The 26353-nt window shown below is 66.0% G+C and carries 27 protein-coding genes and 1 pseudogene; 11 read left to right on the top strand and 17 right to left on the bottom strand.

Annotated features, from left to right (window positions below; all coding sequences use genetic code 11):
- Positions 1-10: 10 nt before the first annotated feature.
- Positions 11-436 carry a nuclear transport factor 2 family protein gene (locus GTP41_RS03395; protein WP_161024155.1) on the top strand — a complete coding sequence of 142 codons (426 nt, stop codon included), beginning with the start codon at positions 11-13 and terminating at the stop codon, positions 434-436.
- Here the strand turns inward: GTP41_RS03395 and GTP41_RS03390 are convergent.
- Positions 420-965, bottom strand: coding sequence for a MarR family winged helix-turn-helix transcriptional regulator (locus tag GTP41_RS03390; RefSeq protein ID WP_161024154.1), 546 nt, complete (start codon positions 963-965; stop codon positions 420-422). The two genes, GTP41_RS03395 and GTP41_RS03390, sit on opposite strands and share 17 nt — an antisense overlap.
- Before the next feature lie 68 nt (positions 966-1033).
- On the opposite strand from GTP41_RS03390, the gene GTP41_RS03385 reads away from it, so the two are divergent.
- Both GTP41_RS03385 and GTP41_RS03380 read left to right on the top strand, forming a co-directional pair.
- A complete protein-coding gene (locus GTP41_RS03385; RefSeq protein WP_161024153.1) occupies positions 1034-1897 on the top strand; it encodes an EamA family transporter in 864 nt (287 codons plus the stop codon).
- Entirely contained in the window at positions 1897-2514 is a 618-nt protein-coding gene (locus GTP41_RS03380; RefSeq protein ID WP_161024152.1) for a nitroreductase family protein, read from the top strand. The genes GTP41_RS03385 and GTP41_RS03380 overlap by 1 nt, the downstream gene beginning before the upstream one ends.
- A 5-nt stretch (positions 2515-2519) precedes the next feature.
- Here GTP41_RS03380 and GTP41_RS03375 read toward each other — a convergent pair whose 3' ends face one another.
- Positions 2520-3392, bottom strand: coding sequence for a DMT family transporter (locus tag GTP41_RS03375; RefSeq protein WP_161024151.1), 873 nt, complete (start codon positions 3390-3392; stop codon positions 2520-2522).
- A 78-nt stretch (positions 3393-3470) separates the two neighbouring features.
- Here GTP41_RS03375 and GTP41_RS03370 point away from each other — a divergent pair, with 78 nt between their 5' ends.
- Entirely contained in the window at positions 3471-4349 is an 879-nt protein-coding gene (locus GTP41_RS03370; protein WP_161024150.1) for a LysR family transcriptional regulator, read from the top strand.
- Entirely contained in the window at positions 4349-4918 is a 570-nt protein-coding gene (locus tag GTP41_RS03365; protein ID WP_161024149.1) for a YdeI/OmpD-associated family protein, read from the top strand. Before GTP41_RS03370 ends, GTP41_RS03365 begins: the two co-directional genes overlap by 1 nt.
- A gap of 10 nt (positions 4919-4928) precedes the next feature.
- Here GTP41_RS03365 and GTP41_RS03360 read toward each other — a convergent pair whose 3' ends face one another.
- A complete protein-coding gene (locus tag GTP41_RS03360) occupies positions 4929-8045 on the bottom strand; it encodes a response regulator (protein WP_161024148.1) in 3117 nt (1038 codons plus the stop codon).
- Between the two features lie 126 nt (positions 8046-8171).
- Here GTP41_RS03360 and GTP41_RS03355 point away from each other — a divergent pair, with 126 nt between their 5' ends.
- Entirely contained in the window at positions 8172-8381 is a 210-nt protein-coding gene (locus GTP41_RS03355) for a YgaP family membrane protein (RefSeq protein ID WP_161024147.1), read from the top strand.
- 1 nt (position 8382) lies between these two features.
- On the top strand, positions 8383-8901 hold the full coding sequence (locus GTP41_RS03350) for an RNA polymerase sigma factor (protein WP_161024146.1): 519 nt from the start codon (positions 8383-8385) through the stop codon (positions 8899-8901).
- 26 nt (positions 8902-8927) lie between these two features.
- On the opposite strand, the gene GTP41_RS03345 is transcribed toward GTP41_RS03350, so the two are convergent.
- The 13 genes and pseudogenes from GTP41_RS03345 to GTP41_RS03285 all read right to left on the bottom strand — a co-directional run bounded on the left by GTP41_RS03345 (position 8928) and on the right by GTP41_RS03285 (position 21919).
- Positions 8928-9476: a FixH family protein gene (locus tag GTP41_RS03345; protein ID WP_161024145.1), complete on the bottom strand. Its 549-nt coding sequence runs from the start codon at positions 9474-9476 to the stop codon at positions 8928-8930.
- Between the two features lie 11 nt (positions 9477-9487).
- Positions 9488-10855 (bottom strand): cytochrome c oxidase accessory protein CcoG, encoded by a 1368-nt coding sequence (gene ccoG / locus GTP41_RS03340; protein ID WP_161024144.1) that lies wholly within the window; start codon positions 10853-10855, stop codon positions 9488-9490.
- 16 nt (positions 10856-10871) lie between these two features.
- Entirely contained in the window at positions 10872-11807 is a 936-nt protein-coding gene (ccoP, locus tag GTP41_RS03335) for a cytochrome-c oxidase, cbb3-type subunit III (RefSeq protein WP_161024143.1), read from the bottom strand.
- Positions 11800-11946: a cbb3-type cytochrome oxidase subunit 3 gene (locus GTP41_RS03330; protein ID WP_161024142.1), complete on the bottom strand. Its 147-nt coding sequence runs from the start codon at positions 11944-11946 to the stop codon at positions 11800-11802. The genes ccoP and GTP41_RS03330 overlap by 8 nt, the downstream gene beginning before the upstream one ends.
- 1 nt (position 11947) lies before the next feature.
- Positions 11948-12562 carry a cytochrome-c oxidase, cbb3-type subunit II gene (ccoO, locus tag GTP41_RS03325; protein ID WP_161024141.1) on the bottom strand — a complete coding sequence of 205 codons (615 nt, stop codon included), beginning with the start codon at positions 12560-12562 and terminating at the stop codon, positions 11948-11950.
- 22 nt (positions 12563-12584) lie between these two features.
- Positions 12585-14009, bottom strand: a complete 1425-nt coding sequence (gene ccoN / locus GTP41_RS03320; RefSeq protein ID WP_161024140.1) for a cytochrome-c oxidase, cbb3-type subunit I — start codon at positions 14007-14009, stop codon at positions 12585-12587.
- Positions 14010-14088: 79 nt separating this feature from the next.
- A complete protein-coding gene (gene ccoS / locus GTP41_RS03315) occupies positions 14089-14235 on the bottom strand; it encodes a cbb3-type cytochrome oxidase assembly protein CcoS (protein WP_161024139.1) in 147 nt (48 codons plus the stop codon).
- Positions 14236-14239: 4 nt separating this feature from the next.
- The gene (locus tag GTP41_RS03310) at positions 14240-16696 is read right to left on the bottom strand and encodes a heavy metal translocating P-type ATPase (RefSeq protein WP_308700828.1); all 2457 of its coding nucleotides are present in this window, start codon (positions 16694-16696) and stop codon (positions 14240-14242) included.
- Positions 16693-17490, bottom strand: coding sequence for a sulfite exporter TauE/SafE family protein (locus GTP41_RS03305; RefSeq protein ID WP_161024138.1), 798 nt, complete (start codon positions 17488-17490; stop codon positions 16693-16695). The genes GTP41_RS03310 and GTP41_RS03305 overlap by 4 nt, the downstream gene beginning before the upstream one ends.
- A gap of 7 nt (positions 17491-17497) precedes the next feature.
- Positions 17498-18928 carry an oxygen-independent coproporphyrinogen III oxidase gene (gene hemN, locus GTP41_RS03300; RefSeq protein ID WP_161024137.1) on the bottom strand — a complete coding sequence of 477 codons (1431 nt, stop codon included), beginning with the start codon at positions 18926-18928 and terminating at the stop codon, positions 17498-17500.
- Positions 18929-18946: 18 nt separating this feature from the next.
- Positions 18947-20596: a methyl-accepting chemotaxis protein gene (locus GTP41_RS03295; protein ID WP_161024136.1), complete on the bottom strand. Its 1650-nt coding sequence runs from the start codon at positions 20594-20596 to the stop codon at positions 18947-18949.
- Positions 20597-20683: 87 nt separating this feature from the next.
- Positions 20684-20884, bottom strand: a pseudogene (locus tag GTP41_RS27025) (YiaA/YiaB family inner membrane protein); the annotation flags it as partial.
- A gap of 99 nt (positions 20885-20983) precedes the next feature.
- Entirely contained in the window at positions 20984-21919 is a 936-nt protein-coding gene (locus tag GTP41_RS03285; RefSeq protein ID WP_161024135.1) for a DUF808 domain-containing protein, read from the bottom strand.
- Positions 21920-22026: 107 nt separating this feature from the next.
- On the opposite strand from GTP41_RS03285, the gene GTP41_RS03280 reads away from it, so the two are divergent.
- The 3 genes from GTP41_RS03280 to GTP41_RS03270 all read left to right on the top strand — a co-directional run bounded on the left by GTP41_RS03280 (position 22027) and on the right by GTP41_RS03270 (position 24878).
- On the top strand, positions 22027-22668 hold the full coding sequence (locus GTP41_RS03280) for a LysE family transporter (RefSeq protein WP_161024134.1): 642 nt from the start codon (positions 22027-22029) through the stop codon (positions 22666-22668).
- Complete coding sequence (locus GTP41_RS03275) at positions 22665-22856, top strand: DUF1653 domain-containing protein (RefSeq protein ID WP_161024133.1); 192 nt, start codon at positions 22665-22667, stop codon at positions 22854-22856. Before GTP41_RS03280 ends, GTP41_RS03275 begins: the two co-directional genes overlap by 4 nt.
- 90 nt (positions 22857-22946) lie before the next feature.
- Entirely contained in the window at positions 22947-24878 is a 1932-nt protein-coding gene (locus GTP41_RS03270) for a DUF6600 domain-containing protein (protein WP_161024132.1), read from the top strand.
- A gap of 48 nt (positions 24879-24926) precedes the next feature.
- Here the strand turns inward: GTP41_RS03270 and GTP41_RS03265 are convergent, their stop codons facing one another.
- Entirely contained in the window at positions 24927-25415 is a 489-nt protein-coding gene (locus GTP41_RS03265) for a phage regulatory CII family protein (RefSeq protein WP_161024131.1), read from the bottom strand.
- A gap of 95 nt (positions 25416-25510) precedes the next feature.
- Between GTP41_RS03265 and GTP41_RS03260 the strand changes: the two genes are divergently transcribed.
- Positions 25511-26353, top strand: a complete 843-nt coding sequence (locus GTP41_RS03260) for a hypothetical protein (protein WP_161024130.1) — start codon at positions 25511-25513, stop codon at positions 26351-26353.

The following is a 26353-nucleotide window of genomic DNA, read 5'->3' as shown; positions in this document are numbered from 1 at the left end:
GAGTAAGCCCATGCAGTTGCAACCCGCCGTCGCAGCATCGCTTGAAAGCTGGCACCGCATGATCGCCAGCGGCGACCTGTCCGCCCTGCCCTCGATTGTGGATGCGGACGCGGTATTCCGCTCGCCGGTGGCCAACAAGCCTTACGCCAGCGCGCAGGCGGTGGTGCTGGTGCTGAACACCGCATACCAGGTGTTCGAGAACTTCACCTACCACCGCGAACTGGCCACCGATGATGGCCTGAGCGTGGTGCTGGAGTTCAGCGCCAATGTCGGCGATAAGCAACTGAAGGGCATCGACTTTGTCCGTTTCAATGAGGCGGGCAAGATTGTCGATTTCGAAGTGATGGTGCGCCCGCTGAGCGGCTTGCATGCGCTGGGCGAGGCCATGGGCGCGCGCATCGGCGCCCAGGTTGGCGCGTTCAAGGCGCCGGCTTAACCGACTCCGGCTCCAGCATTGCCAGCAAGCGGCGCAGCTGGGTATCCAGCGACGCCGCGGCATCGGCCTCCAACGGGGCCATGATGTTTTTCTCGTTTTCCACATGCGCCAGCAGGGCGCGTTCCACCAGTTCCAGCCCGGACGGCGACAGCTGCACCAGCATGCTGCGCGCATCGTCCGGGTTCGGCATGCGCTTCACCCAGCCCGCCGCTTCCAGCTTCTGCAGGCGGTGCGTCATGGTGCCGGACGTGACCATCAGCTGCGAAAACAGGGCGGTCGGCGCCAGCTGGTAAGGGGCGCCCGAGCGGCGCAGCGACGCCAGCACGTCGAACTCCCAGGTACTCAGGCCGAATTTCTCGAACGTCGCGTCGAGCCGCCGGTGCATCAGCGCGGAGCAGCGGTTCAGGCGCCCGATCACGCCCATCGGTCCCACATCCAGGTCGGGCATCTCGCGCGCCCATTGCTCCAGGAAAAAATCGACTTTATCCACAGCGGTCTCCGAAAAGGCTATGGGGACGATTATAACCATTTATCTCGACCTCAAGATAAATCTGTTACACTTCTGAATATCTCGATTTCAAGATAAATCTGGCCAATATGAAGAAGTTCCCGCTCCTGGATACAGCGCTGACCGCGCTGGCCCCCGCCATCTGGGGTTCCACCTATGTCATCGTGACCGAAGTGCTGCCTGCCGGGCGGCCATTTACCGCCGCCGCCGTGCGCGCGCTGCCGGCCGGCCTGCTGCTGGTGCTGTTCGCCGGCCGCATGCTGCCGCGCCACCTGTGGGCCAAGGTCGCCGCCCTGGCCGCATTAAATATTGGCGCCTTCCAGGCCCTGCTGTTCGTGGCCGCCTACCGCCTGCCGGGCGGCCTGGCCGCCGTGCTGGGCGCCATCCAGCCCATCGTGATCATGGGCCTGGCCTGGGGCTGGGACGGCCGCCGGCCGCAACTGGTGGCGATGGTGGCCGCCGTCGCCGGCGTGGCCGGCATGGCCGCCCTGCTGCTGTCGCCCAATGCGCAATGGGACGCCATCGGCGTCGCCGCCGCCCTGGTCGGCGCCCTCAGCATGGCCACCGGCAACTGGCTGGCGCGCCGCTGGAAAACCGGCTTGCCGGTGATCGAACTGGCTGGCTGGCAATTGCTGCTGGGTGGCCTGATGCTGGCGCCGCTGGCGCTGCTGGCCGATCCGCCCTTCCCAAGCGCGCTGGCCACCACTGAGATCCTGGGCTATGCCTACCTGTCCCTGGTGGGCGCCCTGCTGGCCTACCTGCTCTGGTTCCGCGGCTTGACCCGCCTGCCGCCGGTGGCCGTCTCCTCGCTCGGCCTGCTGAGCCCAGCCACCGCCGTGGTGCTGGGCTGGGCCCTGCTGGGCCAGGCCCTGGGCGGCACCGCCCTGGCCGGCCTCGCCGTGGTGCTGGGCAGCGTGCTGACTCTTCAACTCAAAATGCAGGAGACGAAATAATGAGCAGCGCCATCAAGGATTTGATCGAAGCGCGCGTGTCGGCCAACCATTTTGACCCGGCGGCCCCGGTCAGCGACGCGCAGGTGGCGGAGCTGGTGCGCCTGGCAACGCTGGCGCCTTCCGCCTTTAACGTACAGAACTGGCAATTTGTCGCAGTCCGTTCGCAGCAGGCGCGCGAAAAATTGCGTGACCTGTCCTTCGGCCAACAGAAAGTTGCGGACGCGCCGGTGACCTTCATCATCAGCGGCACCCTGCGCGCGCAGGACCAGGTGGCAGCGGCGCTGAAACCGGCTGTGGATAAAGGCATACTTATCCAACCCGTGGCCGACAGCTGGACGCGCATGGCGCAGGGTTCGATGAACGGCGATGAGCGCGCCCAGCGCGACGAAGCCTTGCGTTCCGCCTCGCTGGCCGGCATGACCATGATCCTGGCTGCCGAAGGCATGGGCTTGTCCAGCTGCGCCATGACCGGCTTCGACGCCGAAGCCGTGCACGCTGCCTTCGGCCTGGGCGCCGACGAAGTGCCCGTCATGCTGGTGGCGATCGGCCATGCGGCGCAGGGCAACTGGCCGCAAAAGCCGCGCCGCCCACTGGACGAGGTCTTGCGTTTTGCCTGAAGCTTTTACCGATTGGTGATGGTAACGCCGGCGGCCACCAGCAGGCCGCCGGCTACCATCGACGCCAGCACCTGCTCGCCCAGCATGACAGCGGCGAGCGACACGCCAAATACCGGCACCAGGTTGTTGAACACCGCCGTGCGTGCCGGGCCCAGTGCCTTCACCCCTTCATACCACCAGACAAAAGCCACCACGGTGCCGAAAGCGCCCAGGTAGGTGACCGAGGCCCATACCTGCCAGCCCAGCGAGGTCCAGGCCACGCCCGGCAGCTCGCGCGCGGAGGCCAGCAGCAGGAAGCCCAGGCCCCACAGCGAGGCGTAAGTGGTGGCGGCAATCGGCGTCAGGCCTTTCAGCGCCGCGCGACCGACCAGGGTGTAAGCCGCCCAGCAGGTGACCGCGCCCAGCATCATCAATTCCCCCACGCCGATCGACTGGCTGATGTCATGCATGGCCGCCAGCGGCTCGCCACGCGTGATCAGCAGGGCGGCGCCGACGAAGGCGATACCGATGCCGGCCCATTTGCGCCAGGTCAGGCGCTCGCGCAGCACGGCGGCGGCGGCCAGCGCGGTGACGATCGGGTTGATGGCGATGAACAGGGCCGAACGGCTAGCCTCCATCTGGCCCAGCGCCGAGAAGAAGCAGAAGTTGTACAGGAAGATGCCGGTCAGGCCCAGCGCCGCCGTGGCGCCCAGCTGCTGCATGGAGAGGCGCGGCAGGCCGCCCTCGCGCTGCCAGGCCAGCACCAGCAGCAGCGCGCCCGCGATGGAGAAGCGGATGGCGGCTGCGGTCAGCGGCGGCAACGCATTCGACACGATATGGCCGGCGATGAAGGTGCCGCCCCAGATCAGGGTGCAGGCGATAAGTTTCAGGTAAATCATGGCGGGGGCCTTGCGTGTCAGTGAAGGAGCTTATACATTAATGCTAATGTCGATTCATGTGGAAATGAGGAAAAGCTCATGACGTTCACCCAGTTGGAAATATTCGCTTTGGTGGCGGAGCTGCGCGGCTTCACCGCCGCCGCCCTGCGCCTGGGCATCAGCCAGTCCGCCGTCTCGCACGCCATCAAGTCGCTGGAGCAGGAGCTGGGCGTGCAGCTGATCGAGCGCCAGGGCGCCGTGGCCGACGTGACGGAACTGGGCCAGCGCCTGCTGGTGCGCGGGCGCGAAATCCTCGGCCTGGCCGAGTCCATGCGGCAGGAAGTGGCGCTGGCCAGCGGCCTGAATAAAGGCTTGCTGCGCATCGGCTCCTTCGGCCCGACCTCCTCGCTCAAGCTGCTGCCAGCCATCCTCGATGTGTTCCGCCAGCGCTATCCCGGCATCGAAGTGCGCATCGACGAGGGCACCGACGGCGACACCCTGCAATGGATCCTGGACCGGCGCGTCGATATCGGCTTTGTGCAACAGCCCGACGACCGCTTTGATACGATCGAGCTGGTGGAAGACCAGATGGTGGCCCTGCTGCCCGCTGGACATCGCCTGGCCGCCAAAGATTCGATCACGGCGCAAGACCTGGCGCAGGAGCCCTTCATCATGCCCGACGCCGGCTGCTCGACCCTGATCGAACCGCTGTTTGCGGCGCAAGGCCTGTGCCCGCAAGTGCGCTACCGCATGTCGCAGGTGCTGACGGTGCTGGGCATGGTGGCGCGCGGCGACGGCGTGTCCGGCATGGCGGAGCTGGCGCTGCCGGCCGACCTGGCCAGCAGCCACCCCGGCATCGTGGTACGGCCGTTTTCTCCGCCGGTGCGGCGTCGCGTCGGGCTGGCGCTGCGCAACCTGGCCCAGGCTTCGCCTGCGGCGAAAGCTTTTGTTGAAGTGGCGCGTAAAGTGAGGCTGTAATGGACCAGCAATTGTTCGCGGATGGCACGGCATGGTGGACCTGGCTGGAACAGCAGCACGCCGCCTCGCCCGGCGTCTGGATGAAGATCGCCAAGAAGGGCGCGCCGGAAAACTCGGTGCAGCACCCGGAAGCGCTGGACGCGGCCCTCTGTTTCGGCTGGATCGACGGCCAGAAGAAAAGCATCGACGCCCATTACTGGCTGCAGAAATTCACGCCGCGCGCCAAGCGCAGCATCTGGTCCAAGGTCAACCGCGAGAAGGTGCAGGCGCTGGCCGCGCAAGGCCGCATGCAGCCGGCCGGGCTGGCCGAGGTGGAACGCGCGAAAAAGGACGGCCGTTGGGATGCCGCCTATGACTCCTGGAGTGCGGCCGAAGTGCCGCCGGACCTGCAGGCGGCGCTGGATGCGAACACCGAGGCGAGCACCAACTTTGCCAAACTCAGTTCGCAGAACCGCTACGCCATCCTGTTCCGCACGCACCAGGCCAAACGGGCGGAAACGCGGGCACGGCGCATCGGCGAGTTTGTCGCCATGCTGGCGCGCGGCGAGACCATTTACCCCCAGCGCTAGGCGCTAGAGCCTAGACATCCTCCTGCTCCAGCCAGCGCCGGCCCTGCACCAGCACCTGCTCCAGCTCATAGCGCACGGTCGCCAGCATGCCCTGCAAGGTGTCCGGACTGCCGCTGCGGATCGCCGACTCCGCATCCAGCGTCGCCTTCACCAGGCGCTTGGCGCCCAGCACGCCGACCGCGCCGCGCAAGCCGTGCAGGATGCGCGCCGCCTCGCCCGGGCGTCCCGCCTGCAGCGCGGCGTCGGCATCGTCCATCGGCTGCATGCCGCCCTCCAGCGCGCCGCGCACCATCTTGAACATGACGGCGCGGCCTTTCTGGTCCTTGCCCATCACGCGCATCAGGCTATCCATGCTGAACACCTGTTCCGACGCCGGCTCCGGCGGTGCGGCATGGGCGTCGTTGGCGGCGGTGGGCGCGCGCGCCTCCCTGGCCGGCAGGTGGCGCTCGATCACCGCCATCATTTCCTCGATGACGACCGGCTTGGCGATGAAGTCGGTGATGCCGGCCTCGGTGCAGCGGTGGCGCTCCGAGGTCAGCACCCCGGCGGTCATGGCGATCACCGGCAGCGCGAGTTTGAGTTCGTCGCGGATCATGCGCGTGGCGCTGAAGCCGTCCAGCACCGGCATCTGCATGTCCATCAACACGATCTGGTAGCGGCTGGCGCCGACGCGCAGGATATCCACCGCTTGCTGCCCGTCGCCCACCACGTCGAGCGTGGCGCCGGCCGCTTCCAGGATGCCGCGCGCCACAGCCTGGTTCAGCAGGTTGTCCTCCACCAGCAGGAAATGCACGCCGTGCAGGCGGTTGGCCAGGGCGTTGGAGGCGGCCGAGGCCTCCTCGCTGCCGCCGCTGGAGGCCAGCGCCTGGTGCATGGCGTCGAACAGGCTGGACGAGGTGATCGGCTTGACCAGCACCACATCCACCTCCGGCGCGTTGGCGATATCGTCCACCTGGGCGCGGGCAAAGGCGTTGATCGTCACCACGATCGGCTGGCGGTGGCCTTCGGCCGCCTGGCGGATTTCGCGCGCGGCGGCACGGCCGTCGGCGCCGGCCATATGCCAGTCCGCCAGCACCACGTCGTAAGGATGGGCGCTGTCCAGGCGTTCGCGGAACAGGCGCAGGGCGGACGCACCGGAGTGGGCTTCGTCGGCGTCCCAGCCCCAGGCCCGCAGCAGCTGCACGATCAGCTTGCGGCTGGTGCCGTTATCGTCCGCCACCAGCACATTGAGCGGGCCCAGGGCGGGTTTGCGCCGCGCCTCGCTGCGCTCCGGCAGCACGCCGAACCACAGCTCGAAGCTGAACGAGCTGCCTTCATGCGGCACCGTCTTGAGCTGGATCTGGCCGCCCATCAGTTCCACCAGGCGGCGCGTGATGGCCAGCCCCAGCCCGGTGCCGCCGAAACGGCGCGTAATGCTTTCGTCGCCCTGCGAGAAGGCGTTGAACAAGTGCGTGGTCTGCTGCTCCGTCATGCCGATGCCGGTGTCGCGCACCTCAAAGCACAGCAGCACGCGGTCGGCCACGCGCACCGCCGCCGTCACCGCCACCACCACCTCGCCCTGCTCGGTGAATTTGATGGCATTGCTGGCCAGGTTGGTCAGGATCTGCTGCAGGCGCAGCGCGTCGCCGTGCAGCAGGGTCGGCACCTCGGGGTGGACCATGATGGCCAGCTCCAGCTCCTTGTCGCCGGCATTCATGGTCATGGTGGTGGCCAGGGTGGCCATGGTGTCGTCCAGGTCGAAGTCGACCGGCGCCAGCTCCATGCGGCGCGCCTCGATCTTGGAGAAGTCCAGCACATCGTTCAGGATGCCGAGCAGCGACTGGCCGGAGGAGCGGATCATGGTCAGGTATTTGCGCTGCTGCGCGCTGAGCGAGGTGTTCCCCAACAGGTAGACCATGCCCAGTACCGCGTTCATCGGGGTGCGGATCTCGTGGCTCATATTGGCCACGAAATCGCTCTTGGCGCGGTTGGCCGCCTCGGCGCGGTCGCGTTCCACCTCCAGTTCGGCGGCGCGCAGGCCGGCTTCGGACATCAGGGTTTGCGAATGCGCTTCGGCGGCCAGGCGCTCCTGCATCAGGCTATTGAAAGCCTCCGTCAGCTCGCCAATTTCGTCCTTGCGCGTGACCGGGATGGGCGAGAAATTGCCGGGCGCGCCGCGCAAATCCTGGATCGCGTTGCGCAGGCGTGCCACGGGCGCCAGCAGCTGCAGCGTGATCCAGCCGATCAGCAGGGCGGCGATGACGGAGGCGGCGATGCCCCACGCCAGCAAGTGCAGCTGCAAGCCTTCGAACGGTTCGAAGGCCTCCTGCACCGGCAGCGCCGTGGCCAGCAGCCAGTCGGTCGATTTCAGGCGCTTGTAGCTGGTCAGGTTCTTGGTGCCGGCGGCGCTGGTGCTGATCACCGTGCCCTCGAACCCTTCGCGCAGCGCGCGCGTGGTGGCCGGGTTGGCGTTCGACGCGCGCGGCTGCAGGATGCGGGCCGCTTCCGGGTGCACCACGTAGATCGAAGGTTCGCCCAGCGTGACGGCGAAGAAGTAGCCGGTCTTGCCCACTTTGGCGGTGCGCAGGTGGCCCAGGATATTGTCCCGGTACAGGCGCAGTACGCCCGCCAGCACCGCCACCACCTTGCCCTGGTCGTCCAGCACCGGCGCCACCATCTGCACGATGGGCTGCCCGCTGACCTTGCTCCGCACGGGACCTGCGATCAGGGGCTGGCGGGTTTCCAGCACCTTTTTGAAATAGTCCCTCTCGCTGATGGAAACGCCGACCCGGCCCGGCATCAGCGGGATGTCGGCCACCACGGTGCCGCCAGCGTCGAACAGGACCACGTCGTCGAACATCGACAGCATGGCGCGCTCCTCGTACCAGTCGCGCAGGGCGGCCGGGTCGCCCAGCAGGCGGCGCGGCTGCTTGCGGGCGGTCTGGCTGATCACGTCCAGCAGGGCGGTCAGCTTGTCGTCCAGCTCCTCGGCGGTACGGGTCACGATGGCGTTCTGCTGGGCGAACATCACCTTGGTGAAGTCTTCGCGCAGGCGTTGCGCCTGCAGCACGGTGACCACCGCAATCATCACGATGGACGTGATGCTGGTGGCCAGGGCGACCTTCACTTTGATCCCGAGAGGCTTCATTCATATCCTTTGGGCGAGGGGCTGCCTGGCTAGTGTAATTTATTTTCAGGGCCGCGAATCCAAATGCGCGGCGCGCGCCTCTTAGCGGGTGGGGAATTTCCCTTCAACTGCGAAAGGAATGGCAAAATGTTCTATGTTAAAAATGTACCAACCTGGGAGCGCGTGCTGCGCGTGATGGCCGGACTGGCGGTGGCGGCTTGGAGCGTGCTGGCCCTGGGCGGCCTGTGGGCCACGGTGCTGGCGCTGGCGGCGGCCGGCATGGTGCTTTCGGGCTTGTTCGGCTTTTGCCCGGCTTGCGCCATGGTGGGCCGCAAACTGGATAAGGCGAGGAAATAGGATGGCATTACAGGAACAGCACCAGCCGGTGCTGGCGGCCGCGCACGGCGGCGACACGGCGGCGCTGGCCAGGCTGCTGGCGCTGTGCCAGCCGGATATCCGCCGCTACGCGCAGCGCAATTGCCTGGTCAGCGATGTGGACGACGCGGTGCAGGAAGTGTTGCTGGTGATGTCGCGCCGGCTATCGTCGCTGAAGGTGCTGGCGGCGTTTTCCGGCTGGCTGTTCAAGGTGGTGCAGCGGGAATGCCGGCGCCTGGGGCGGCTGGCCTTGAACTACGACCCGCACGACGAGGAGCGCGCGCAGCAGTGGTTAGCCGCGCACGATGACGCCAGCTTGCGCACGGAGCTGGTGCAGGCGCTGGAGTCGCTGCCGCGCGATTATCTGCAGATAGTGCTGCTGCGCGATTTTGAGGAGTTGAGCATTGCGGAGATCGCGCAGGAGCTGGGCCTGACGACGGCGGCCACCAAGAGCCGCCTGCACCGCGCCCGCGCGCTGGCGCGCGAGTATTTGGTTGGCTGACATGAGGTGGCTTGGCACGCGGCTGCTTAGCGCGCGGCCAGCGGGGTCGGGTCGGCGTCGGCGCGGATCGCCACCTGGCGCTCGGCAGGCCATTGCCAGGCGCCTTCCAGGCGCCAGCTGCGGTCCTTGCCTTCCACCAGCACCTGCCAGCGCGAGCGCTCCAGCATCGGCAGCGCCACGCTGAAGTTGCCGTCCGCGTCGGGACGCGCCAGCAGCACCATATCGCGCGCAGGCTGGGTGGCGTGCTGCAGGCGCACCGACAGCGTTTCCCCGTCCAGCGCCTGCTGGCTGCCGATATGGCCGCGCAGCTGGCCTTCCGCCGCGTCGTAGCGCAGTTCGATGGACAGGCCCAGCGCGGTGGCGGCACGGTCGCGCCGCAAGTCCTGGTTGATGGCCTTGCCCTTCTTGTAGTAATCGCCCACCACCAGCGCGTCCTGGCTGGTGAAGGCGACATAGCTGGTGGCGATGCCGGCCACCGCCACCACGGCGGGGCCCAGCATCAGCAGCCATGGCCAGCGGTGGGTGTACCAGGGGCCGGCGGCTGCCACGGCTGCTGCGTTTGCGCTTGCGTTCATGTCTTGCTCCTTTAGCGCGGTACGATGAATACCGCCTTTTCCTTGACCGACAGCGACGGGTCGTCGACCGAGGTCAGTTCAATGGCAATCTTGTTCGAGCCGGTTTCGCCCTTGCCGTGCGCCACGCGCAGGCGCACCGGCACGGCGCGGGTTTCGGTCGGGCCCAGCACCACGTCGCCCAGCTCCACCACCTGCAGCGTATCGATGCCGCTGGCGCGCACGCGGTAGGTGTGGCCTTGCTCGGTGGTGTTCATGATTTGCAGGCGGTATACGTTCTCGATCATGCCGTTCTCCACTTCGCGCCCCATCGAGCCACGATCGCGGATCACGTCCATCTTGAGCGGCGTGCGCATGGCCAGCGTGGCGAAGACGGCGATGATGAACAGGATCAGGCCGCCTGTGTAGAGCAGCACGCGCGGACGCATCACGCGCTTGCGGATTTCCTTCGCGCCCAGGCCCTGCGTCATGGCACGGTCGGTGCTGTAGCGGATCAGGCCGCGCGGCTGTTCGATCTTGTCCATCACGATGTCGCAGGCATCGATGCAGGCGGCGCAGCCGATGCATTCATACTGCAGGCCATCGCGGATATCGATGCCGACCGGGCATACCTGCACGCACAGCGAGCAGTCGATGCACGAGCCTTCCGATTTCGGGCCGCGCGGCTCGCCGCGCTTCTCGTCGTAGGTGATGATCAGCGAGTCACGGTCGAACATCGCGCTCTGGAAGCGGGCGTAGGGGCACATGTATTTGCACACCTGCTCGCGCAGCCAGCCGGCGTTGCCGTAGGTGGCCAGGCTGTAGAACAGCACCCAGAAGGTTTCCCACGGGCCGAAGTTGAAGGTTTGCGCCTCCTTGGCCAGGTCGTGCAGGGGCGAGAAATAGCTGACGAAGGTGAAGCCGGTCCACAGCGCGAGCAGCAGCCAGACGGCGTGCTTGCCGCCTTTGCGCCAGATCTTGTCGAACGACAGCGGCGCCTTTTTCAGGCGCATCTGCGCGCTGCGCGAACCTTCGAATTTACGTTCGATCCACAGGAACATCTCCGTGTAGACCGTTTGCGGGCAGGAATACCCGCACCAGACGCGGCCAGCGACCGCCGTGACCAGGAACAGACCCCAGGCACAGGCGATCAGCATGGCTGCAAGGTAAATGAAATCCTGCGGCCACAAGACCAGGCCGAAGATGTAGAACTTGCGCTGCACCAGGTCGAACAGGATGGCCTGGCGGCCATTCCATTGCAGCCATGGTGCGCCGTAGAACACCAGCTGGGTCAGGATCAGGCAGATCCAGCGCAGGCGGGTGTAATGTCCTTTCACCTCGCGCGGGAAAATATCCTCGCGCTTGGCGTACATCTTGATGACTTGTGGTGCGGGAGAGTTCATGTTGGTGCTCTGCTGGTTACTTCATCGCGGTTTTCACCGGCGGGTTGGAGAGGCCCCATACATAGGCTGCCAGCACGTGCACTTTGCCTTCGCCGAGGAAGTCCTCGAACGCCGGCATGGTGTTGTTGCGGCCCTTGCGGATGGTTTCCATCACGGTCTCGGCGCTGCCGCCGTACAGCCAGGTCTTGTCGGCCAGGTTAGGCGCGCCCAGTGCAGGGTTGCCCTTGCCGCCGGCGCCGTGGCAGGCCATGCAGGCGCTGAACTTGGACTTGCCCATCACCGATTTGATCGGGTCGTGGGTGCTTTCCGACAGGCTCAGCACGTACTGCGCGACGTTCTCGATATCCTTCTCCGAGCCCACCGCGGCGCCCATCGGAGGCATCACGCCGTGGCGACCCTTCATGATGGTTTCCTTGATGGTGTTCGGCTCGCCGCCGTACAGCCAGTCCTTGTCGGCCAGGTTAGGGAAGCCCTTGTTGCCGCGCGCGTCGGAGCCGTGGCACTGCGCGCAGTAGGTCAGGAACAGGCGCTCGCCGATGGCGTGTGCCTGCGGGTCCGCCGCAACGGCCTGCAGGTCCTGGCCCTTGTACTTGTCGAACAGCGGGCCGTACTGCTTCTCGGCCTTGGCCAGTTCTTCCTTGTGTTCACCGGTCGAAGTCCAGCCCAGCGAGCCCTTATAGCTGCCCAGGCCCGGATACAGCCACAGGTAGCCGATCGAGAAGAAGATGGTCAGGTAGAACAGCCACATCCACCAGCGCGGCATCGGGGTATTGAGCTCGGTCAGGTCCTCGTCCCAGATATGGCCGGTGGTGCCGACTTTGCCGTCCACCGACTTCAGGGCCGAACCTTTGACCGAGGACTGGGACCACAGCAGCACGCCGCAGCCCGCGATACCGATCACGGTCAGGACGACGATGTACAGGTTCCAGAATTCACTGGTGAAATCAGCCATTTTTCTTCTCCTCGTCAGCGAACGGCAGCTGCGCGGCTTCGTCCCAGCGACCGCGCGCGGCCCACCAGACGATGCCGAGGAAGGTGATGAAGGAAACCACCGTCATCACATTGCTCGCATTGCTAAAAAAGTTTTCCATTTCAATTCCTCGTCTTGATCAGGGTGCCCAGGCCTTGCAGGTAGGCCACCAGCGCATCCTCTTCCGTCTTATTGGCCAGTTCGGCCGGCGCGGCGGCGATTTCCTCTTCGGAGTACGGGTCGCCAATGAGCTTCAGCGCGCGCATCTTCGGCACCACTTCCTCCGGTTTCAGCTTGGTCTTGGCCAGCCACGGGTAGTTCGGCATATTCGATTCCGGCACCACGTCGCGCGGGTTGTTCAGGTGGGTGCGGTGCCACTCGTCGGAGTAGCGGCCGCCGACGCGCGCCAGGTCGGGACCGGTGCGCTTGGAACCCCACTGGAACGGGCGGTCATACACGAACTCGCCCGCCACCGAGTAGTGGCCGTAACGCTCGGTCTCGGCGCGGAACGGACGCACCATCTGCGAGTGGCAGGTGTAGCAGCCTTCACGCACATAGATGTCGCGGCCGGTCAGGCGCAGCGCGGAGTAGGGCTTCAGGCCCGCCACCGGCTCCGTGGTCGACTTCTGGAAGAACAGCGGGATGATCTCCACCGCGCCGCCCACCGATACCACCAGCGTGACCAGGACGATCAGCAGCCAGGGGTTCTTCTCAATCCATTCATGGGAAAATTTCATTATTTGCTCCGAATTTGCGTCGTTAAGCAGCCATGCTCAGTTCAGGGATGCGCGCACGCGGGGTTTCGCGGCCCTTCAGGGTCATCCACGCGTTGTAAGCCATGACGCACATGCCGCCCAGGTACAGCAGGCCGCCGATCACGCGCACCACGTAGTACGGATAGCTGGCTTTCACGCTTTCCACGAAGGTGTAGGTCAGGGTGCCGTCGGCGTTCACTGCGCGCCACATCAGGCCCTGCATCACGCCGGCGATCCACAGCGCGGCGATGTACAGCACGACGCCGATGGTGGCGACCCAGAAGTGCAGGTCGATCAGCTTGGTCGAGTACATCTTGTCCTGGCCGGCCAGGCGCGGGATCAGGTAGTAGATCGAGCCCATGGTGATAAAGCCAACCCAGCCCAGCGCGCCGCCGTGGACGTGCGCGATGCCCCAGTCGGTGTAGTGCGACAGCGCGTTGACGGTCTTGATCGACATCATCGGGCCTTCGAAGGTCGCCATGCCGTAGAAGGACAGGGAAACGATCATCAGCTTCAGGATCGGGTCGGTGCGCAGCTTGTGCCATGCGCCGGACAGGGTCATGATGCCGTTGATCATGCCGCCCCAGCTTGGCGCCAGCAGGATCAGGGAGAACACCATGCCCAGCGACTGCGCCCAGTCAGGCAGCGCGGTGTATTGCAAATGGTGCGGGCCGGCCCACATATAGGTGAAGATCAGCGCCCAGAAGTGCACGATCGACAGCTTGTAGGAGTAGACAGGACGTTCGGCCTGTTTCGGGATGAAGTAGTACACCATGCCCAGGTAGCCGGCGGTCAGGATGAAGCCCACCGCATTGTGGCCGTACCACCACTGGATCATCGCGTCCTGCACGCCGGTGTACATGGAGTAGGACTTGAACAGCGAAGCCGGCATCGACATGGAGTTCACCACGTGCAGCAGGGTAACCGCCAGGATATAGCCGCCGAAGAACCAGTTGGCAACGTAGATGTGCTTGACCTTACGCTTGATGATGGTGCCGAAGAACACCACCGCGTAGGCGATCCACACCACGGCGATCAGGATCGAGATGGGCCATTCCAGTTCGGCGTATTCCTTGCCGCGGGTGAAACCCATTGGCAGGGTGATGACCGCCGACAGGATCACGGCTTGCCAGCCCCAGAAGGTGAAGGCGGCCAGCTTGTCGGAGAACAGGCGTACCTGGCAGGTACGTTGCACGACATAGTAAGAGGTGGCGAACAAACCGCTGATGCCGAATGCGAAGATCACGGCATTGGTGTGCAGTGGACGCAGGCGGCCGTACGTCAGCCAGGGAATGTCGAGGTTGAGTGAGGGCCAGGCCAGCTGGGCGGCGATGATCACGCCGACCAGCATGCCCACAACGCCCCACACGATGGTGGCGATCGCGAATTGCTTCACGACCTTGTAGTTGTAGTCCAGTGATTGATCCACTTTGAATTCTCCAGGGAGGACACTTTGATGAGGTATGTCAAAGGTTACCTAGGAGCACTTCAAAAAAACATGACTTGGGTCAAATCCGGTCGTTGTCCTGCAAAACTCTCAGGGCGGGGCCTTCCATATCGTCGAACTGGCCGTCGTCCGAGGCCTTAAAGAACAGCCACAGCGCGCCAAACACGAGGGCCACGCTGATGGGGATGAGCAGGTAAAGTGATTCCATTTTCTTAACTCCTGCGCAGGCGGAGCGCATTCAGGATGACGATGGCGGAACTGGCCGCCATGCCGACACCCGACAGCCATGGGTTGAGCAGGCCGAAGGCTGCCGCCGGAATGGCAATGATGTTGTACAGCGTGGCCCAGCCCAGGTTCTGCCGGATCACGCGCATGGTGCGGCCGGCGCTGCGGGCGGTTTCCACCAGCAGCGGCAGGCGGGCGTCGAGCAGCACGCAGTCGGCGTGCACTTGCGCCAGGGTGGCGCCGCTGCCCATGGCGAAAGAGACGTCGGCGGCGCTCAGCACGGCGGCGTCGTTGATGCCGTCGCCCACCATGGCCACCACGGCGCCCTTGGCCTGCAGCGCCTGCACATAGGCCAGTTTGGCGTCCGGCATGCAGTCGCCGAGCGCTTCGCGGATGCCCAGTTGCGCCGCCACGCTGGCGGCCAGCGCCTGCTGGTCGCCGCTGAGCAGGACCACTTGCTTGCCCTGCTGCTGGAAGAATGCCACCGTGTCGCGCGCGTCGGCGCGCAGCGCGTCGCTGACCTGGAAGCGGCCCAGCCAGCGGCCCTGCATGCCGAGCCAGACCGCCGTCATCGGCGTGCCTGCTGCCTCGCCCAGTTGCGGCGCGGCGCCGCCGGCCAGGCCGGCCACGTAGGCGGCGGTGCCGAGCCGGTACTGCACGCCGTTGACCATGCCCTGCATGCCCTGCCCGGCCAGCTCCTGCAGCCCGCTGGCGCCGGCGGCGCCGGCGCCATGGGCCGCCGCCGCCGCGCTGATGGCGCGCGCGATCGGATGCGCGCTGCCCGCTTCCAGCGCCCCCGCCACGCGCAGGATGCCGATGATGCGCGCGCCATCGATGGCGTCCACGCTCTGCACGGTCGGCCGCCCCTCGGTCAGGGTGCCGGTCTTGTCGAAAACGATATGGGTGGTGCGGTGCAGCGTCTCCAGCACATGCGGCTGCACCACCAGCGCGCCCTTGCCGAGCAGGCGGTCGGTGGCCGCCGCCAGCGCCGACGGCGTGGCCAGCGACAAGGCGCATGGGCAGGACACCACCAGTACCGCAATCGCCACCGGCCAGGCGCGCGCTGCGTCGTACCAGGTCCAGAAGCCGAAACTGGCCGCCGCGAACAGCAGCAGCGCCGCCACGAACCAGGAGGCGGTGTGGTCAGCCCATTGCGCGATCTGCGGCTTGGCGCTGCCGGCGCGTTCGATCAGTTTCAGCAGGCCGGCCAGGGTGCTGTCGCGGCTCGGTTTCTCGACCCGCAGCACGACCGGGCTGCCGGCATTCACCGCGCCGCCGGGAATCGCATCGCCGACGGTCTTGCGCTGCGGCGCGCTTTCGCCGGTCAGCAGCGACAGGTCGACCGAGGTGCTGCCGTCGACCACCACGCAATCGGCGGCCACCGCTTCGCCCACTTTGACCGCGATATGGTCGCCTGCCGCCAGCGCACCGGCCGGCACGGCGGCCGCCGCGCGCGACTCGGGCCAGCAGGCCAGGCGCATGGCCATTTCCGGCACCGCATGGCGCAGGCGCGACAGCGCGCTGGCCGCTTTGCGGCGCGCCACCATTTCCAGGTAGCGGCTGGCCAGCAGCAGGAAGATGAACATGGTGACCGAGTCGTAATACACCTCGCCTGCGCCGCGCACGGTCGATACCGCGCTGCCGGCGAAGGCCGCCACGATGCCCAGCGCCACCGGCACGTCCATGCCCAGCGCGCGCGCTTTCAGGCTGGCCCAGGCGCCCTTCAGGAAAGGCTGGGCCGAGTAGGCGATGGCCGGCAGGGTCAGCAGCAGGCTGGCCCAGCGCATCAGGCTGGTCATGCCGGCGTCCAGCGTACCGTCGTCGCCGGCCATGTATTCGGGCGCCACGTACATCATCACCTGCATCATCGACAGGCCGGCCACGAACAGCTGGCGGCCCAGCGTACGGCTGGCTTTCTGCAGCTGCGCGTCGTGGCGGGTGGTGTCGTAGGGCCAGGCGTTGTAGCCGATGCTGCGCACCGCTTCCAGCAGCGCGGCAGCGGTGGTTTTGTCCTTGTGCCAGCGGATGAACAGCTTCTCGGTGGCCACGTTCAGGCTGGCTTGCTGCACGCCGTCCACCTTGCGCAGGCGGTGCTCGATCAGCCACACGCAGGCGGCGCAGCGGATGCCTTCCACCAGCAGCGTGGCTTCGCGCGCGTCGCCGTCGTTGACGATGTTCGGGTCGTCCTCCGGCAGCGCCAGGGCGGCCGGGACCAGCGTTGCGGCCTCGCTGGCGGAATCAGCCGCCGCGCCCGGCGCCGCCGCGTAGCCGCTGCGTTCGCGGTAATAGCTGGCCTGGCCGATATCGACGATGGTTTGCGCCACCGCCGCGCAGCCGGGGCAGCACATGGCGTGCGGAACGCCCTCAATGGTCACGTGCCAGTTGGCGCTGGCCGCGACCGGCTGGCCGCAATGGAAACAGGCGGCGACTTCATTCATCTTCATGGCTGCACCGTCAGGCAAAGGATGTCGAGCCAGGCGTGCTGGCTGCCGCTCATGGCGCGCGCCATGCCGAGCAGGCCGAAGCCCAGCACCAGCAGGCCGCAAGCCACGCGCACGGCGCGTTGTTGCAGGTATTGGCGCAGACGGGCGCCGGCCATGCCCATGGCCAGCAGCATCGGCAGCGTGCCCAGGCCGAAAGCGCCCATCACCAGCGCGCCGTCCAGTGCCGAGCCGCTCAACATGGCGGTCAGCAGCACGCTGTACACCATGCCGCATGGCACCCAGCCCCACAGGCCGCCCAGGGCCAGCGCCTTGAGCGGCGTGTCCATCGGCACCAGCGGTTTCACCAGCGGCTGCACGCGACGCCACAGCACGCCGCCCGCCGCTTCAATGCGCGCCAGGCCGTGCCAGGCGTCCATCAGGTACAGGCCCATGGCGACCAGCATCAGGTTGGCCATCCAGTAGCCCGCCAGCTGCAAGGACGACATGCGCGCCAGGCTGGCGACGCTGCCCGCCAGGCCGCCGGCCATGGCGCCCGCCAGCATATAGCTGCCGATGCGGCCGGCGTTGTACGCCAGCACATGGCCGGCTGCTGCCGCCGCCGCGCGCACGTCCGGCGCCGCCATCGATGCCGCCATTCCCGCGCCCGCGCGCGCAGGCGCGATCGGGATCACGCGCGCGCGCGCGGCGCCGCTGCGCGGCGCGCCAACGCTGAACGCGCTGACGATGCCGCCGCACATGCCGGCGCAATGCACGCTGCCGGCGAGGCCGGCAAGCAGGATGGGCAGCAGGTTCATGGCCTCCTCAGATGGTGCGCGAGAAGCGCAGCGGGTGCACCTGGCCCGGCGCGGTGCCGGCGGCGCGGTCCTGCGCCAGGTGGCGGTCGAACACCATGCAGATATTGCGGATCAGCAGGCGCCCTTTGGGCGAGATGGAGATCCAGTCGTCCTCGATCGCCAGCAGGCCGTCGCGCTCGTACTCGCGCAGCTTGTCCAGCTCCTTGGCAAAGTACTGCTTGAAGCGGATCGGGTAGCCCAGTTCCAGCGCCGAGATCGACAGCTCGAAGTTGCACATCAGGTTCTGGATCACCATGCGGCGCAGGCGGTCGTCGTTGTCCATGGCGTAGCCGCGCGCGATCGGCAGGCGGCCCTCGTCCAGGCGCGCATAGTACTCGTCCAGCGTCTTCTCGTTCTGGCTGTAGGTGCCGTTCACCGAGCTGATGGCCGACACGCCGAGCGCCACCAGGTCGGTCTCGGCGTGGGTCGAGTAGCCCTGGAAATTGCGGTGCAGGCGGCCCTGGCGCTGCGCCACGGCCAGGTCGTCGGTTGGCTTGGCGAAATGGTCCATACCGATATACACATAGCCGGCGCCGGTCAGGCGCTCGATGCACAAGGCCAGCATGTCCAGCTTCATGGCCGGCGACGGCAGCTCGTCCTCCGCGATGCGGCGTTGCGGCTTGAACAGGTGCGGCATGTGCGCGTAGTTGTACAGGGCGATGCGGTCCGGATTGGCCTCGATCACCTTGTCCATGGTCGCCTGCATGGTGGTCAGGTTCTGCTTCGGCAGGCCGTAGATCAGGTCCACGCTGATGGAGCGGAAGCCGGCGTCGCGCGCCGCCTGGATCACGGCCAGGGTTTCGTGCGCCGGCTGGATGCGGTTGACCGCCTTCTGCACGTCCGGATCAAAGTCCTGCACGCCCAGGCTGACGCGGTTGAAGCCTTGCTTGCGCAGGGTGCGGATACGCTCCGCATCCACCGTGCGCGGATCGATCTCGATCGAATACTCGCCTTCCGCATCGGGGGCGAACTCGAAGTGCTTGCGCATATGGGCCAGCAGTTCGCCCATCTGGTCGTCGTCCAGGTAGGTCGGGGTGCCGCCGCCGAAGTGCAGCTGCTCCACGCGGTTCATGCCGGCGAACAGCTTGCCCTGCATGTCGATTTCCTGCTTCAGGTAGCTGAGGTAGGTCACAGCCTTGCTGCGGTCCTTGGTCACCACCTTGTTGCAGGCGCAGTAGTAGCACACCACGTTGCAGAACGGGATGTGTACGTACAGCGAGAGCGGGGCGCGCGCGCCGCGCATGCGCAGGTTGGCTTGCGCCTCCAGGAAGCTGGAGTAGCCGAAGTCCGGCTTGAACCGGTCGGCGGTCGGGTAGGAGGTATAACGCGGGCCCGACGTGCTCAAGCGGCTGATCAGCTCTGCATCGAATTGTACGGATGGCTCTGCGATGGTGTTCATTATGTTCTCAATCAGGGGTTAGGCAGCCAGGCGTTTCTGGGCCTGGCGCGGTTGCGCGCCGCGTGCCGGAGCGGCAGCCGCCAGGCGCGCGTGGCGGCTGCGTTCGAATTTGAACAGGCTGAAAGCGTCGCGCAGGTGGCCGGCTTCATCGGCCAGGCTGACGGCTGCGGCGGCCGCTTCCTCGACCAGTGCCGCGTTCTGCTGCGTCACCTGGTCCATGTGGTTGACGGCCTGGTTGACCTGGTCGACGCCGATGCTCTGTTCTTTCGAGGCAGTGGAGATCTCATGCATGATGCTGGTGACCTGTTTGACCGAGGTCACCACCTGGTCCATGGTGGCGCCGGCGCGCTGGGCGCGTTCCATGCCGGTGCTGACCTTGCCGACCGAGATTTCGATCAGTTGCTTGATGTCCTTGGCGGCGGCCGACGAGCGTTGCGCCAGGTTGCGCACCTCGCCCGCCACCACGGCGAAGCCGCGGCCCTGCTCACCAGCGCGCGCCGCTTCCACGGCGGCGTTCAGCGCCAGGATGTTGGTTTGGAAGGCGATGCCCTCGATCAGGCCGATGATATCGACCACGCGTTTGGAGGAGGAGTTGATCTCGTCCATGGTGGCGATCACTTCGGACACGATCTCGCCGCCCTGCACCGCCACGTCGGAGGCATTCACGGCCAGGTCGTTGGCTTCCAGCGAGTTCTGCGCATTGGCTTTCACGGTCGAGGAGAATTCCTCGATGCTCGACGCCGTCTTTTCCAGGCTGGCGGCCTGCGACTCGGTGCGGCCGGCCAGATCCGAATTGCCGGCGGCGATCTGCTTGGTCGCCACCGCCATCGCGTCGATATTGAAGCGCACGTCGCGGATGGTGGCGATCAGGTTGTTATTCATCTGCTGCAGGGCGCGCAGCAGCTGGCCCACTTCGTCGGTGCTGTTGGTTTCGAAGGAGCCGGTCAGGTCGCCCGCCGCGATCAGGCGCGCGCCATTGAGCGCCTGGCCCAGCGGTTGCAGCATGCCGACGCGCAGCGTGTACCACAGGAAGACGTTGATCAGGAAGCCGAAGGCGGTGGCGCCGAAAATGCCGTAGCGGGTGGCGTCGCTGGTGCCGTCCGCGAACAGGGCGGCCAGGCAGACGGCGATCTGCAGCACGTTGACCACGCTGGTGGCCAGCCAGATGCGCATGGCCAGCGACACATGGCTCAGGCGCGCCACCACGTTGGCCAGCCCCAGGCGCACGATCTGGCCGTTCTTGATGCGCAGGTTGGTGGCGCCGGCCACGATCTTGCGGTAGGCGTCGGCCGCTTCGGCCACCTGGTGGCGCTCGGCCTTGGTGCGCACCGACATATAGCCGGTGGTGCGGCCGTTTTCCTTGATCGGGGTGATATTCGCTTTGACCCAGTAGAAGTCGCCGTTCTTGCAGCGGTTCTTCACCAGGCCGGTCCACGGGATGCCGGCGCGGATGGTGTGCCACAGGTCGGCAAACGCTTCCACCGGCATGTCGGGATGGCGGATGATGTTTTGCGGCTGGCCCAGCAGCTCCTCAGCGGAAAAGCCGCTGATGTGCTCGAAGTAAGGATTTACGTAGACAATATTGCCTTCCAAGTCAGTCTTGGAAACAATGGCCTGGTCCTCGTCCAGTTCTACTTCGTTATTGCTTACCGGTAAATTCTTCCGCATCGCGCGCTCCCTGTTGAAATTCTTGCCATGACGCAAGATCACAGGGAACAGTCTAGGGACTTAAGCGCGCAATTTTAATGATGTAGATCAAATCTGGCTGGGTTGGTCGGCCGGGCTTGCCGCCGCGCTATCGCGCACGTTTTTTTGGACGGCAACTGCCGCGAACAGGGCCAGGGCGAAAGACATGCCATAAAAGCCTTTTTCGCTCGGCGCCAGGGTGGCATTCCACAGGGCGAGCGCCAGGAAGGCGATGGCGCCCGACAGCAGGGCAACCCAGGAGGCGCCGACGCAGGCGCCGGACGGGCGGGGGTAATTATATTGTCTCTTTGTTAGGTAAAAATGGCGGCCGGGCGGCCGCCATGGGGTATCAGAACAGATTGCGGGGGCTTAGCGTTTGAGCAAGCCCAACAGCTTGCTGCCGGCCAGGACCACCGCCAGCACCAGGGCGCCGGCCACCACGCCGGCGATGGCGTCCAGCACGGTGGGGGTGATGGCGCCCAGCAGCGGGCCGACGCCGGCTACGGAACCGGCCGCCGCACCGGCCTGCTGGATCGCCTCATGCAGGGAGTGGATGCCGTGGGTCAGGATGCCGCCACCGACCATGAACATGGCCGCGGTACCGGCCACCGACAGGAATTTCATCAGCTTCGGCGCTGCGCTCAACAGGGCGCGCCCCAGGAGCCGGGCGCCGCCGCTGGCGCGCTGGGTCAGGTACAGGCCGGCATCGTCCATCTTCACGATGGCGCCCACCAGGCCATACACACCCACGGTCATGGCCACCGCAATGGCGACTAGCACCGCCACCTGCTGCGAGAATGGCGCTGCCGCCACCGTACCGAGCGCGATCACGATGATCTCGGCCGACAGGATGAAGTCGGTGCGTACCGCGCCCTTGATCTTGTCCTTCTCCATCGCCACCAGGTCGATCTCCGGGTTCGACACCGCTTCCACCAGCTCTTTGTGGTGCTGCTCGTCTTCCTCCTTGGAATGCAGGAATTTGTGGGCGATCTTCTCGAAGCCCTCGAAGCACAGGTAGGCGCCGCCCAGCATCAGCAGCGGCGTGATGGCCCACGGCGCGAAGGCGCTGATGGCCAGCGCGGACGGCACCAGGATGGCTTTGTTCACCATGGAACCCTTGGCAACCGCCCAAACAACAGGCAGTTCGCGGTCGGCCTGCACCCCCGCCACCTGCTGCGCGTTCAGCGCCAGGTCGTCGCCCAGTACCCCGGCGGTCTTCTTGGCTGCCACCTTGCTCATGGCAGCCACATCGTCCAGGATGGTGGCAATATCGTCGATCAGTGCAAGCAGGCTGGAACCGGCCATTCGTATAACTCCAAAGAAATAATTACAGGATCGACAATCTAACATGCCGCCGCTGCCGGCGGGCGTCTTCAACGCTACAATGGGCTCTTTTTCGACGGTAATCGGCCATGATTTTCACCACCTGGATCACCTTCGTCATCGCGGCCAGCATCATCGCCGTTTCGCCCGGCTCGGGCGCGGTGTTGTCAATGTCGCATGGTTTGTCTTACGGGGTGAAACGCACCTCGGCCACCATCCTCGGCCTGCAGCTGGGGCTGCTGCTGGTGCTGGCGATTGCCGGCGCCGGCGTCGGCTCGCTGCTGATTGCCTCGGAATTCGCTTTCAGCGTGGTGAAAACCGTGGGCGCCCTGTACCTGATCTGGCTTGGCCTGAGCCAGTGGCGCGCCAAGGCCGCCGCCGGCGACGGTATCCAGGCCGCGCAGGCGGCGCTGCCGTCCTTCCGCAAGCGTTTCATGATCGGTTTCCTGACCAACGCCACCAATCCCAAGGGCATCATCTTCATGGTGGCGGTGCTGCCGCAGTTCATTAGCCAGCACGCCCCGGTGCTGCCGCAGCTGGCCATCCTGGCTGCCACCATGTTCGTCATCGACCTGGTGGTGATGCATGGCTATGCCTTCCTGGCGTCGTCAATGCAGCGCTTCTTCCGGGAATCTGCTGCGATCAAGCTGCAAAATCGCATTTTCGGCGGTTTGTTGATGTGCATTGGCGGCGCCCTGTTCTTCGTCAAGCGTGGAGGCGCGCAAGCATGACTACCCAATTCCGGCATTACAAAGGCGGCCTGTACGAACTGGTGTGCGAAGCCACCCTGGAGTCCGACCTGAGCACCATGATCGTCTACAAGGCGGCCAACGGCTCCATCTGGTGCCGCCCGCGCGAGGTGTTCTTTGAACTGGTCGAGGTCGATGGCAAGCAGGTGCAGCGCTTCACCCCTATTTGAAAATCTTTGTAACTTGCGTCGTCCCTTCCCGGCCTCAAGCGTTAAATAAAAACAAAAAAACGCGAAGTAGTACCCTTTTGGAGAAGAGAAATGAGTCGCAAGATCATGCATTTCCTGATGCTGGCAGCCCTGGTTGCCGTGTCCTCGGTTGCCATGGCCGACCCGCCCGCCCGGGTGGGGCGTGTCACGGTTACCGAAGGCAAGGTGACCATGCTGGTCAACGGTGAGGAAGAGTCCGGCAACCTGATGAACTGGCCGGTCACCAGCGACAACCACCTGACCACTGCCCCCGGCGCCCGCGCCGAATTCCGCATCGGTTCGGCTGCCGTGCGCCTCGATGGCGATTCCGATATCGAGGTCGAGCAGCTGGATGACGAGCGCCTGCGCCTGCGCCTCAATTACGGCACCGCCAGCGTGCGCCTGCGCGACCCGGCCATGATCAACGAATTCGAGTTCACCACGCCGCAGGCGCGCATCACCCTGACCGAGCCGGGCGCCTTCCGCGTCGATACCGAGCGCGCGCCCGACACCACCGTGGTCAATGTCTTCGCCGGCAATGTGCGGGTGGAAGGCGGCGGCAATATGCTGGCCGCCCGTTCCGGCAAGCGCGTGGAAGTGCGCGGCGACGACATCTTCACCGCCCTGGCCGTGCGCGACCGCTTCGATGAATGGGTCGCCACCCGCGACCGCCGCGAAGAAGGCCTGGTCGCCTCGCGTTATGTGCCGTCCGACATGACCGGCTACGAAGACCTGGACCACTATGGCAACTGGGTGGAAGACCGTGAATACGGCAATGTCTGGTTCCCGCGCGCCGTGCCGTCGGGCTGGGCGCCTTACCGCGATGGCCGCTGGGCCTGGATTTCGCCATGGGGCTGGACCTGGATCGACAACTCGCCCTGGGGCTATGCGCCGTTCCACTATGGCCGCTGGGTCGTGGTGAGCGGCCGCTGGTGCTGGACGCCGGGCCGCTTCATTGGCCGTCCGGTCTGGTCGCCGGCGCTGGTGGGCTGGGTGGGCGGCAATAACTGGAGCGTGAGTTTCGGTTCCGGCCGCTCGGGCCCCGCGGTTGGATGGTATCCGCTGACTCCGCGTGACCGCTATGTGCCGGGTTACCGCATTTCGTCCGACTATGAACGCCGCCTGATCTGGAACCACCGCACCAACGACCGCTGGCATGAGCGCTACAAGGACCGCGACCACGACGGCCGCCGCGACGGCGTCACCGCCCTGCCGCGCGACCAGTTCGACCGTGGCCGCCGCATTTCCGTAAGTAATGTGGCGCGCGTGGCGCCGCAGGACGTGCGCAATGTGCCGCAGATGGCGACCCCGCCGCAGGTGACCGGCCCGCAGATGCGCCCCGGGCGCCAGGAATGGCAGAACCGCGCTGAGCGCGATGAGCGTGGCAACCGCGACCGCGTGGAACGCGGCCCCGAACTGCGCGGCCCGGACCGCCTGATCCGCGAGGAACGCCAGGAGCGCCAGGAGCGCCAGGAACCGCCGCGCCAATTGCCGCAATTGCAGGCGCAGCCGCAACAGCCGCAGCAAATGCCGCAGCCGCGCTCCAGCATCACCCGCAGCGACGACGACGACCGCAATGCCTGGCGCAACCGCAGCGAGCCGCGCCGCTCGGTGACCAGTACCCAGCCGCAGCAGTTGCAGCCGATGCCGCAGGCGCAGCCGCAACCACAGCCGCGTTTTGAACCGCAGCCACGCCTGGAGCGCCCCGAGCCACGTGCCGAACTGCGCACCGAAACCCGTCCGGAGCCGCGCTTCGAGCCACGCCAGGAGGCCCGTCAGGAGCGCGAAGTGCGGGAAGTGCGGGAAGATCGCGGCCGCCGCGAAATCCAGCAACCGCAAATGGCGCCGGCGCGCCCGGTGCAGATGGCGCCCGCGCCGCAAGCCCAACCGCAGCCCCAACCGCAGCCCCAACCGCAGGCGCAGCCCCAGCAGCAACCCCAGCCGCGCCGTGATTCGCGCGAAACGCGTGAACCGCGCGGTCGCGAAGACGAAAACCGCCGCTAATCAATCAGCCCTCGCCCGCCGGACCGCCATGGTTCGGCGGGCTTTTTTTTATTTCCCGCCCCGTGTGCGCTGGCGAATCCGCTCGCGCCACTCACCCAGCGCCGACAGCGCACCGTGGAATTCGCGCTCGATCAAGTCGGCCTCCACCTCGGTCACCTTCCCATCCATCAAGGCCATCGACACGGCCTCCGCCACCGCGCCTACCTGGGCCATCACCTTGCACACGGTCTGCGACAGGTCGTCGCTGTTCACCTCATCCGGCACCGGCACGATAAAGGCCGCCATGCCGTGCCGCGTCAGCAGCGCATGCAGCGGCAGCATGGCTTCATGCACGCCCGCCTTATGGCACAGGTCCACGATGGTCGAGACTTCCTCGAACGAGGGGTAATGCGAAGCAATGGTCGGCGCCAGCTTGTTGCGCAGCACGTTGGAGGAGACGCCCATTTGCTGGGCCAGCGCCTCGATACCGCCGGGGAAAGTGCGCGCCACCTTGTAGAGCGCGTCGTGTTGGTTCATATCCAGGTATTTCTTAGTCATGGTGAAGCTGGCCTTTTTTTACCGATGCACGGTGATTGTTGGAACGATATGCTGATTTTCATCGAAAGTTTAACTACCTGACAACGGTGAAATTCATGTTCCAGCGCACTCGCATCGCGGCTGTCGCCGCAATCGTGGTGGCCATCGTGGTTGCCAACACTGCCGACGCCCGGCCCAGCGGCTCGTTCCGCAGCGGCTTTTCAGGCAAGAGCAATGTTTCGCGCAACGTTGGCACGCAACGACAGCCTTCCTTCGGCAGCTTCGGCAAACGCCAGTCGCAGCCACCCGCTGCGGCGCGCGCGCCACAACGCGATTCCGCCATGTCGCGCGACCTGGACCGCAAAGCCGCCCAGGACCAGGCCCTGCGCACCTACGACACGCGCCGCTACGCCAACCGTCCTGGCGCGGACGGTATGGCCGGCGCCGCCGGCGCGTCGCCCGCGCTGCCCCCGCTCAAGCCCGTCCTGCCAGGCGGCCAGGGCGGCTACGGTGCCAGTGGCGGCTCTGCCCGCCAAGGCCCCCCGGCAGGCGGCGCCACCAGCGCCCCGGCCCCGGTCGTGGTCCGCGACGGCAATAACGGCTGGCTGTGGGGCATCGGCGGTTTCATGCTGGGCCACGCCGCCGGCAGCCATGCCGCCGCAGCGCCGGCCCCGGCTCCAGCCCAGGCGCAGGCGCCCGGTAACGTCGGCGCCATGGCAGACGCTGCTGGCGCTGGCGCCATCGCCGGCGTGGCCGAGGGCAGCGTAAGCGGTGCCGAGTCCGCCCGCGTCGCCCCGGTCCCAGCCGCGGCCCAGCCCAGTGAAACCAGCACCATCGCCAAGCTGGCCGTGCTGTTGCTGATCGGCGGTCTGGTTTGGCTGGCATGGAAAGCCTTCCGCCTGATGTCCGGCGCACAAGCAGTGAAAAAGCACGCTAACTACTCGTTTGAAAGGAACTAA

It is taken from the genome of Pseudoduganella guangdongensis (genome assembly GCF_009857475.1).
In the GTDB taxonomy this organism is placed as follows: Bacteria; Pseudomonadota; Gammaproteobacteria; order Burkholderiales; family Burkholderiaceae_D; genus Rugamonas; species Rugamonas guangdongensis.
The sequence above is the reverse complement of the archived record's forward strand: the minus strand, read 5'-3'. Positions and strand labels throughout refer to the sequence as shown.

Coding starts and splice junctions, on each gene's coding strand:
- GTP41_RS03395 (WP_161024155.1), top strand. CDS start 11: ATGCAGTTGCAACCCGCCGTCGCAGCATCGCTTGAAAGCTGGCACCGC.
- GTP41_RS03390 (WP_161024154.1), bottom strand. CDS start 965: ATGGTTATAATCGTCCCCATAGCCTTTTCGGAGACCGCTGTGGATAAA.
- GTP41_RS03385 (WP_161024153.1), top strand. CDS start 1,034: ATGAAGAAGTTCCCGCTCCTGGATACAGCGCTGACCGCGCTGGCCCCC.
- GTP41_RS03380 (WP_161024152.1), top strand. CDS start 1,897: ATGAGCAGCGCCATCAAGGATTTGATCGAAGCGCGCGTGTCGGCCAAC.
- GTP41_RS03375 (WP_161024151.1), bottom strand. CDS start 3,392: ATGATTTACCTGAAACTTATCGCCTGCACCCTGATCTGGGGCGGCACC.
- GTP41_RS03370 (WP_161024150.1), top strand. CDS start 3,471: ATGACGTTCACCCAGTTGGAAATATTCGCTTTGGTGGCGGAGCTGCGC.
- GTP41_RS03365 (WP_161024149.1), top strand. CDS start 4,349: ATGGACCAGCAATTGTTCGCGGATGGCACGGCATGGTGGACCTGGCTG.
- GTP41_RS03360 (WP_161024148.1), bottom strand. CDS start 8,045: ATGAAGCCTCTCGGGATCAAAGTGAAGGTCGCCCTGGCCACCAGCATC.
- GTP41_RS03355 (WP_161024147.1), top strand. CDS start 8,172: ATGTTCTATGTTAAAAATGTACCAACCTGGGAGCGCGTGCTGCGCGTG.
- GTP41_RS03350 (WP_161024146.1), top strand. CDS start 8,383: ATGGCATTACAGGAACAGCACCAGCCGGTGCTGGCGGCCGCGCACGGC.
- GTP41_RS03345 (WP_161024145.1), bottom strand. CDS start 9,476: ATGAACGCAAGCGCAAACGCAGCAGCCGTGGCAGCCGCCGGCCCCTGG.
- ccoG (WP_161024144.1), bottom strand. CDS start 10,855: ATGAACTCTCCCGCACCACAAGTCATCAAGATGTACGCCAAGCGCGAG.
- ccoP (WP_161024143.1), bottom strand. CDS start 11,807: ATGGCTGATTTCACCAGTGAATTCTGGAACCTGTACATCGTCGTCCTG.
- GTP41_RS03330 (WP_161024142.1), bottom strand. CDS start 11,946: ATGGAAAACTTTTTTAGCAATGCGAGCAATGTGATGACGGTGGTTTCC.
- ccoO (WP_161024141.1), bottom strand. CDS start 12,562: ATGAAATTTTCCCATGAATGGATTGAGAAGAACCCCTGGCTGCTGATC.
- ccoS (WP_161024139.1), bottom strand. CDS start 14,235: ATGGAATCACTTTACCTGCTCATCCCCATCAGCGTGGCCCTCGTGTTT.
- GTP41_RS03310 (WP_308700828.1), bottom strand. CDS start 16,696: ATGAAGATGAATGAAGTCGCCGCCTGTTTCCATTGCGGCCAGCCGGTC.
- GTP41_RS03305 (WP_161024138.1), bottom strand. CDS start 17,490: ATGAACCTGCTGCCCATCCTGCTTGCCGGCCTCGCCGGCAGCGTGCAT.
- hemN (WP_161024137.1), bottom strand. CDS start 18,928: ATGAACACCATCGCAGAGCCATCCGTACAATTCGATGCAGAGCTGATC.
- GTP41_RS03295 (WP_161024136.1), bottom strand. CDS start 20,596: ATGCGGAAGAATTTACCGGTAAGCAATAACGAAGTAGAACTGGACGAG.
- GTP41_RS03285 (WP_161024135.1), bottom strand. CDS start 21,919: ATGGCCGGTTCCAGCCTGCTTGCACTGATCGACGATATTGCCACCATC.
- GTP41_RS03280 (WP_161024134.1), top strand. CDS start 22,027: ATGATTTTCACCACCTGGATCACCTTCGTCATCGCGGCCAGCATCATC.
- GTP41_RS03275 (WP_161024133.1), top strand. CDS start 22,665: ATGACTACCCAATTCCGGCATTACAAAGGCGGCCTGTACGAACTGGTG.
- GTP41_RS03270 (WP_161024132.1), top strand. CDS start 22,947: ATGAGTCGCAAGATCATGCATTTCCTGATGCTGGCAGCCCTGGTTGCC.
- GTP41_RS03265 (WP_161024131.1), bottom strand. CDS start 25,415: ATGACTAAGAAATACCTGGATATGAACCAACACGACGCGCTCTACAAG.
- GTP41_RS03260 (WP_161024130.1), top strand. CDS start 25,511: ATGTTCCAGCGCACTCGCATCGCGGCTGTCGCCGCAATCGTGGTGGCC.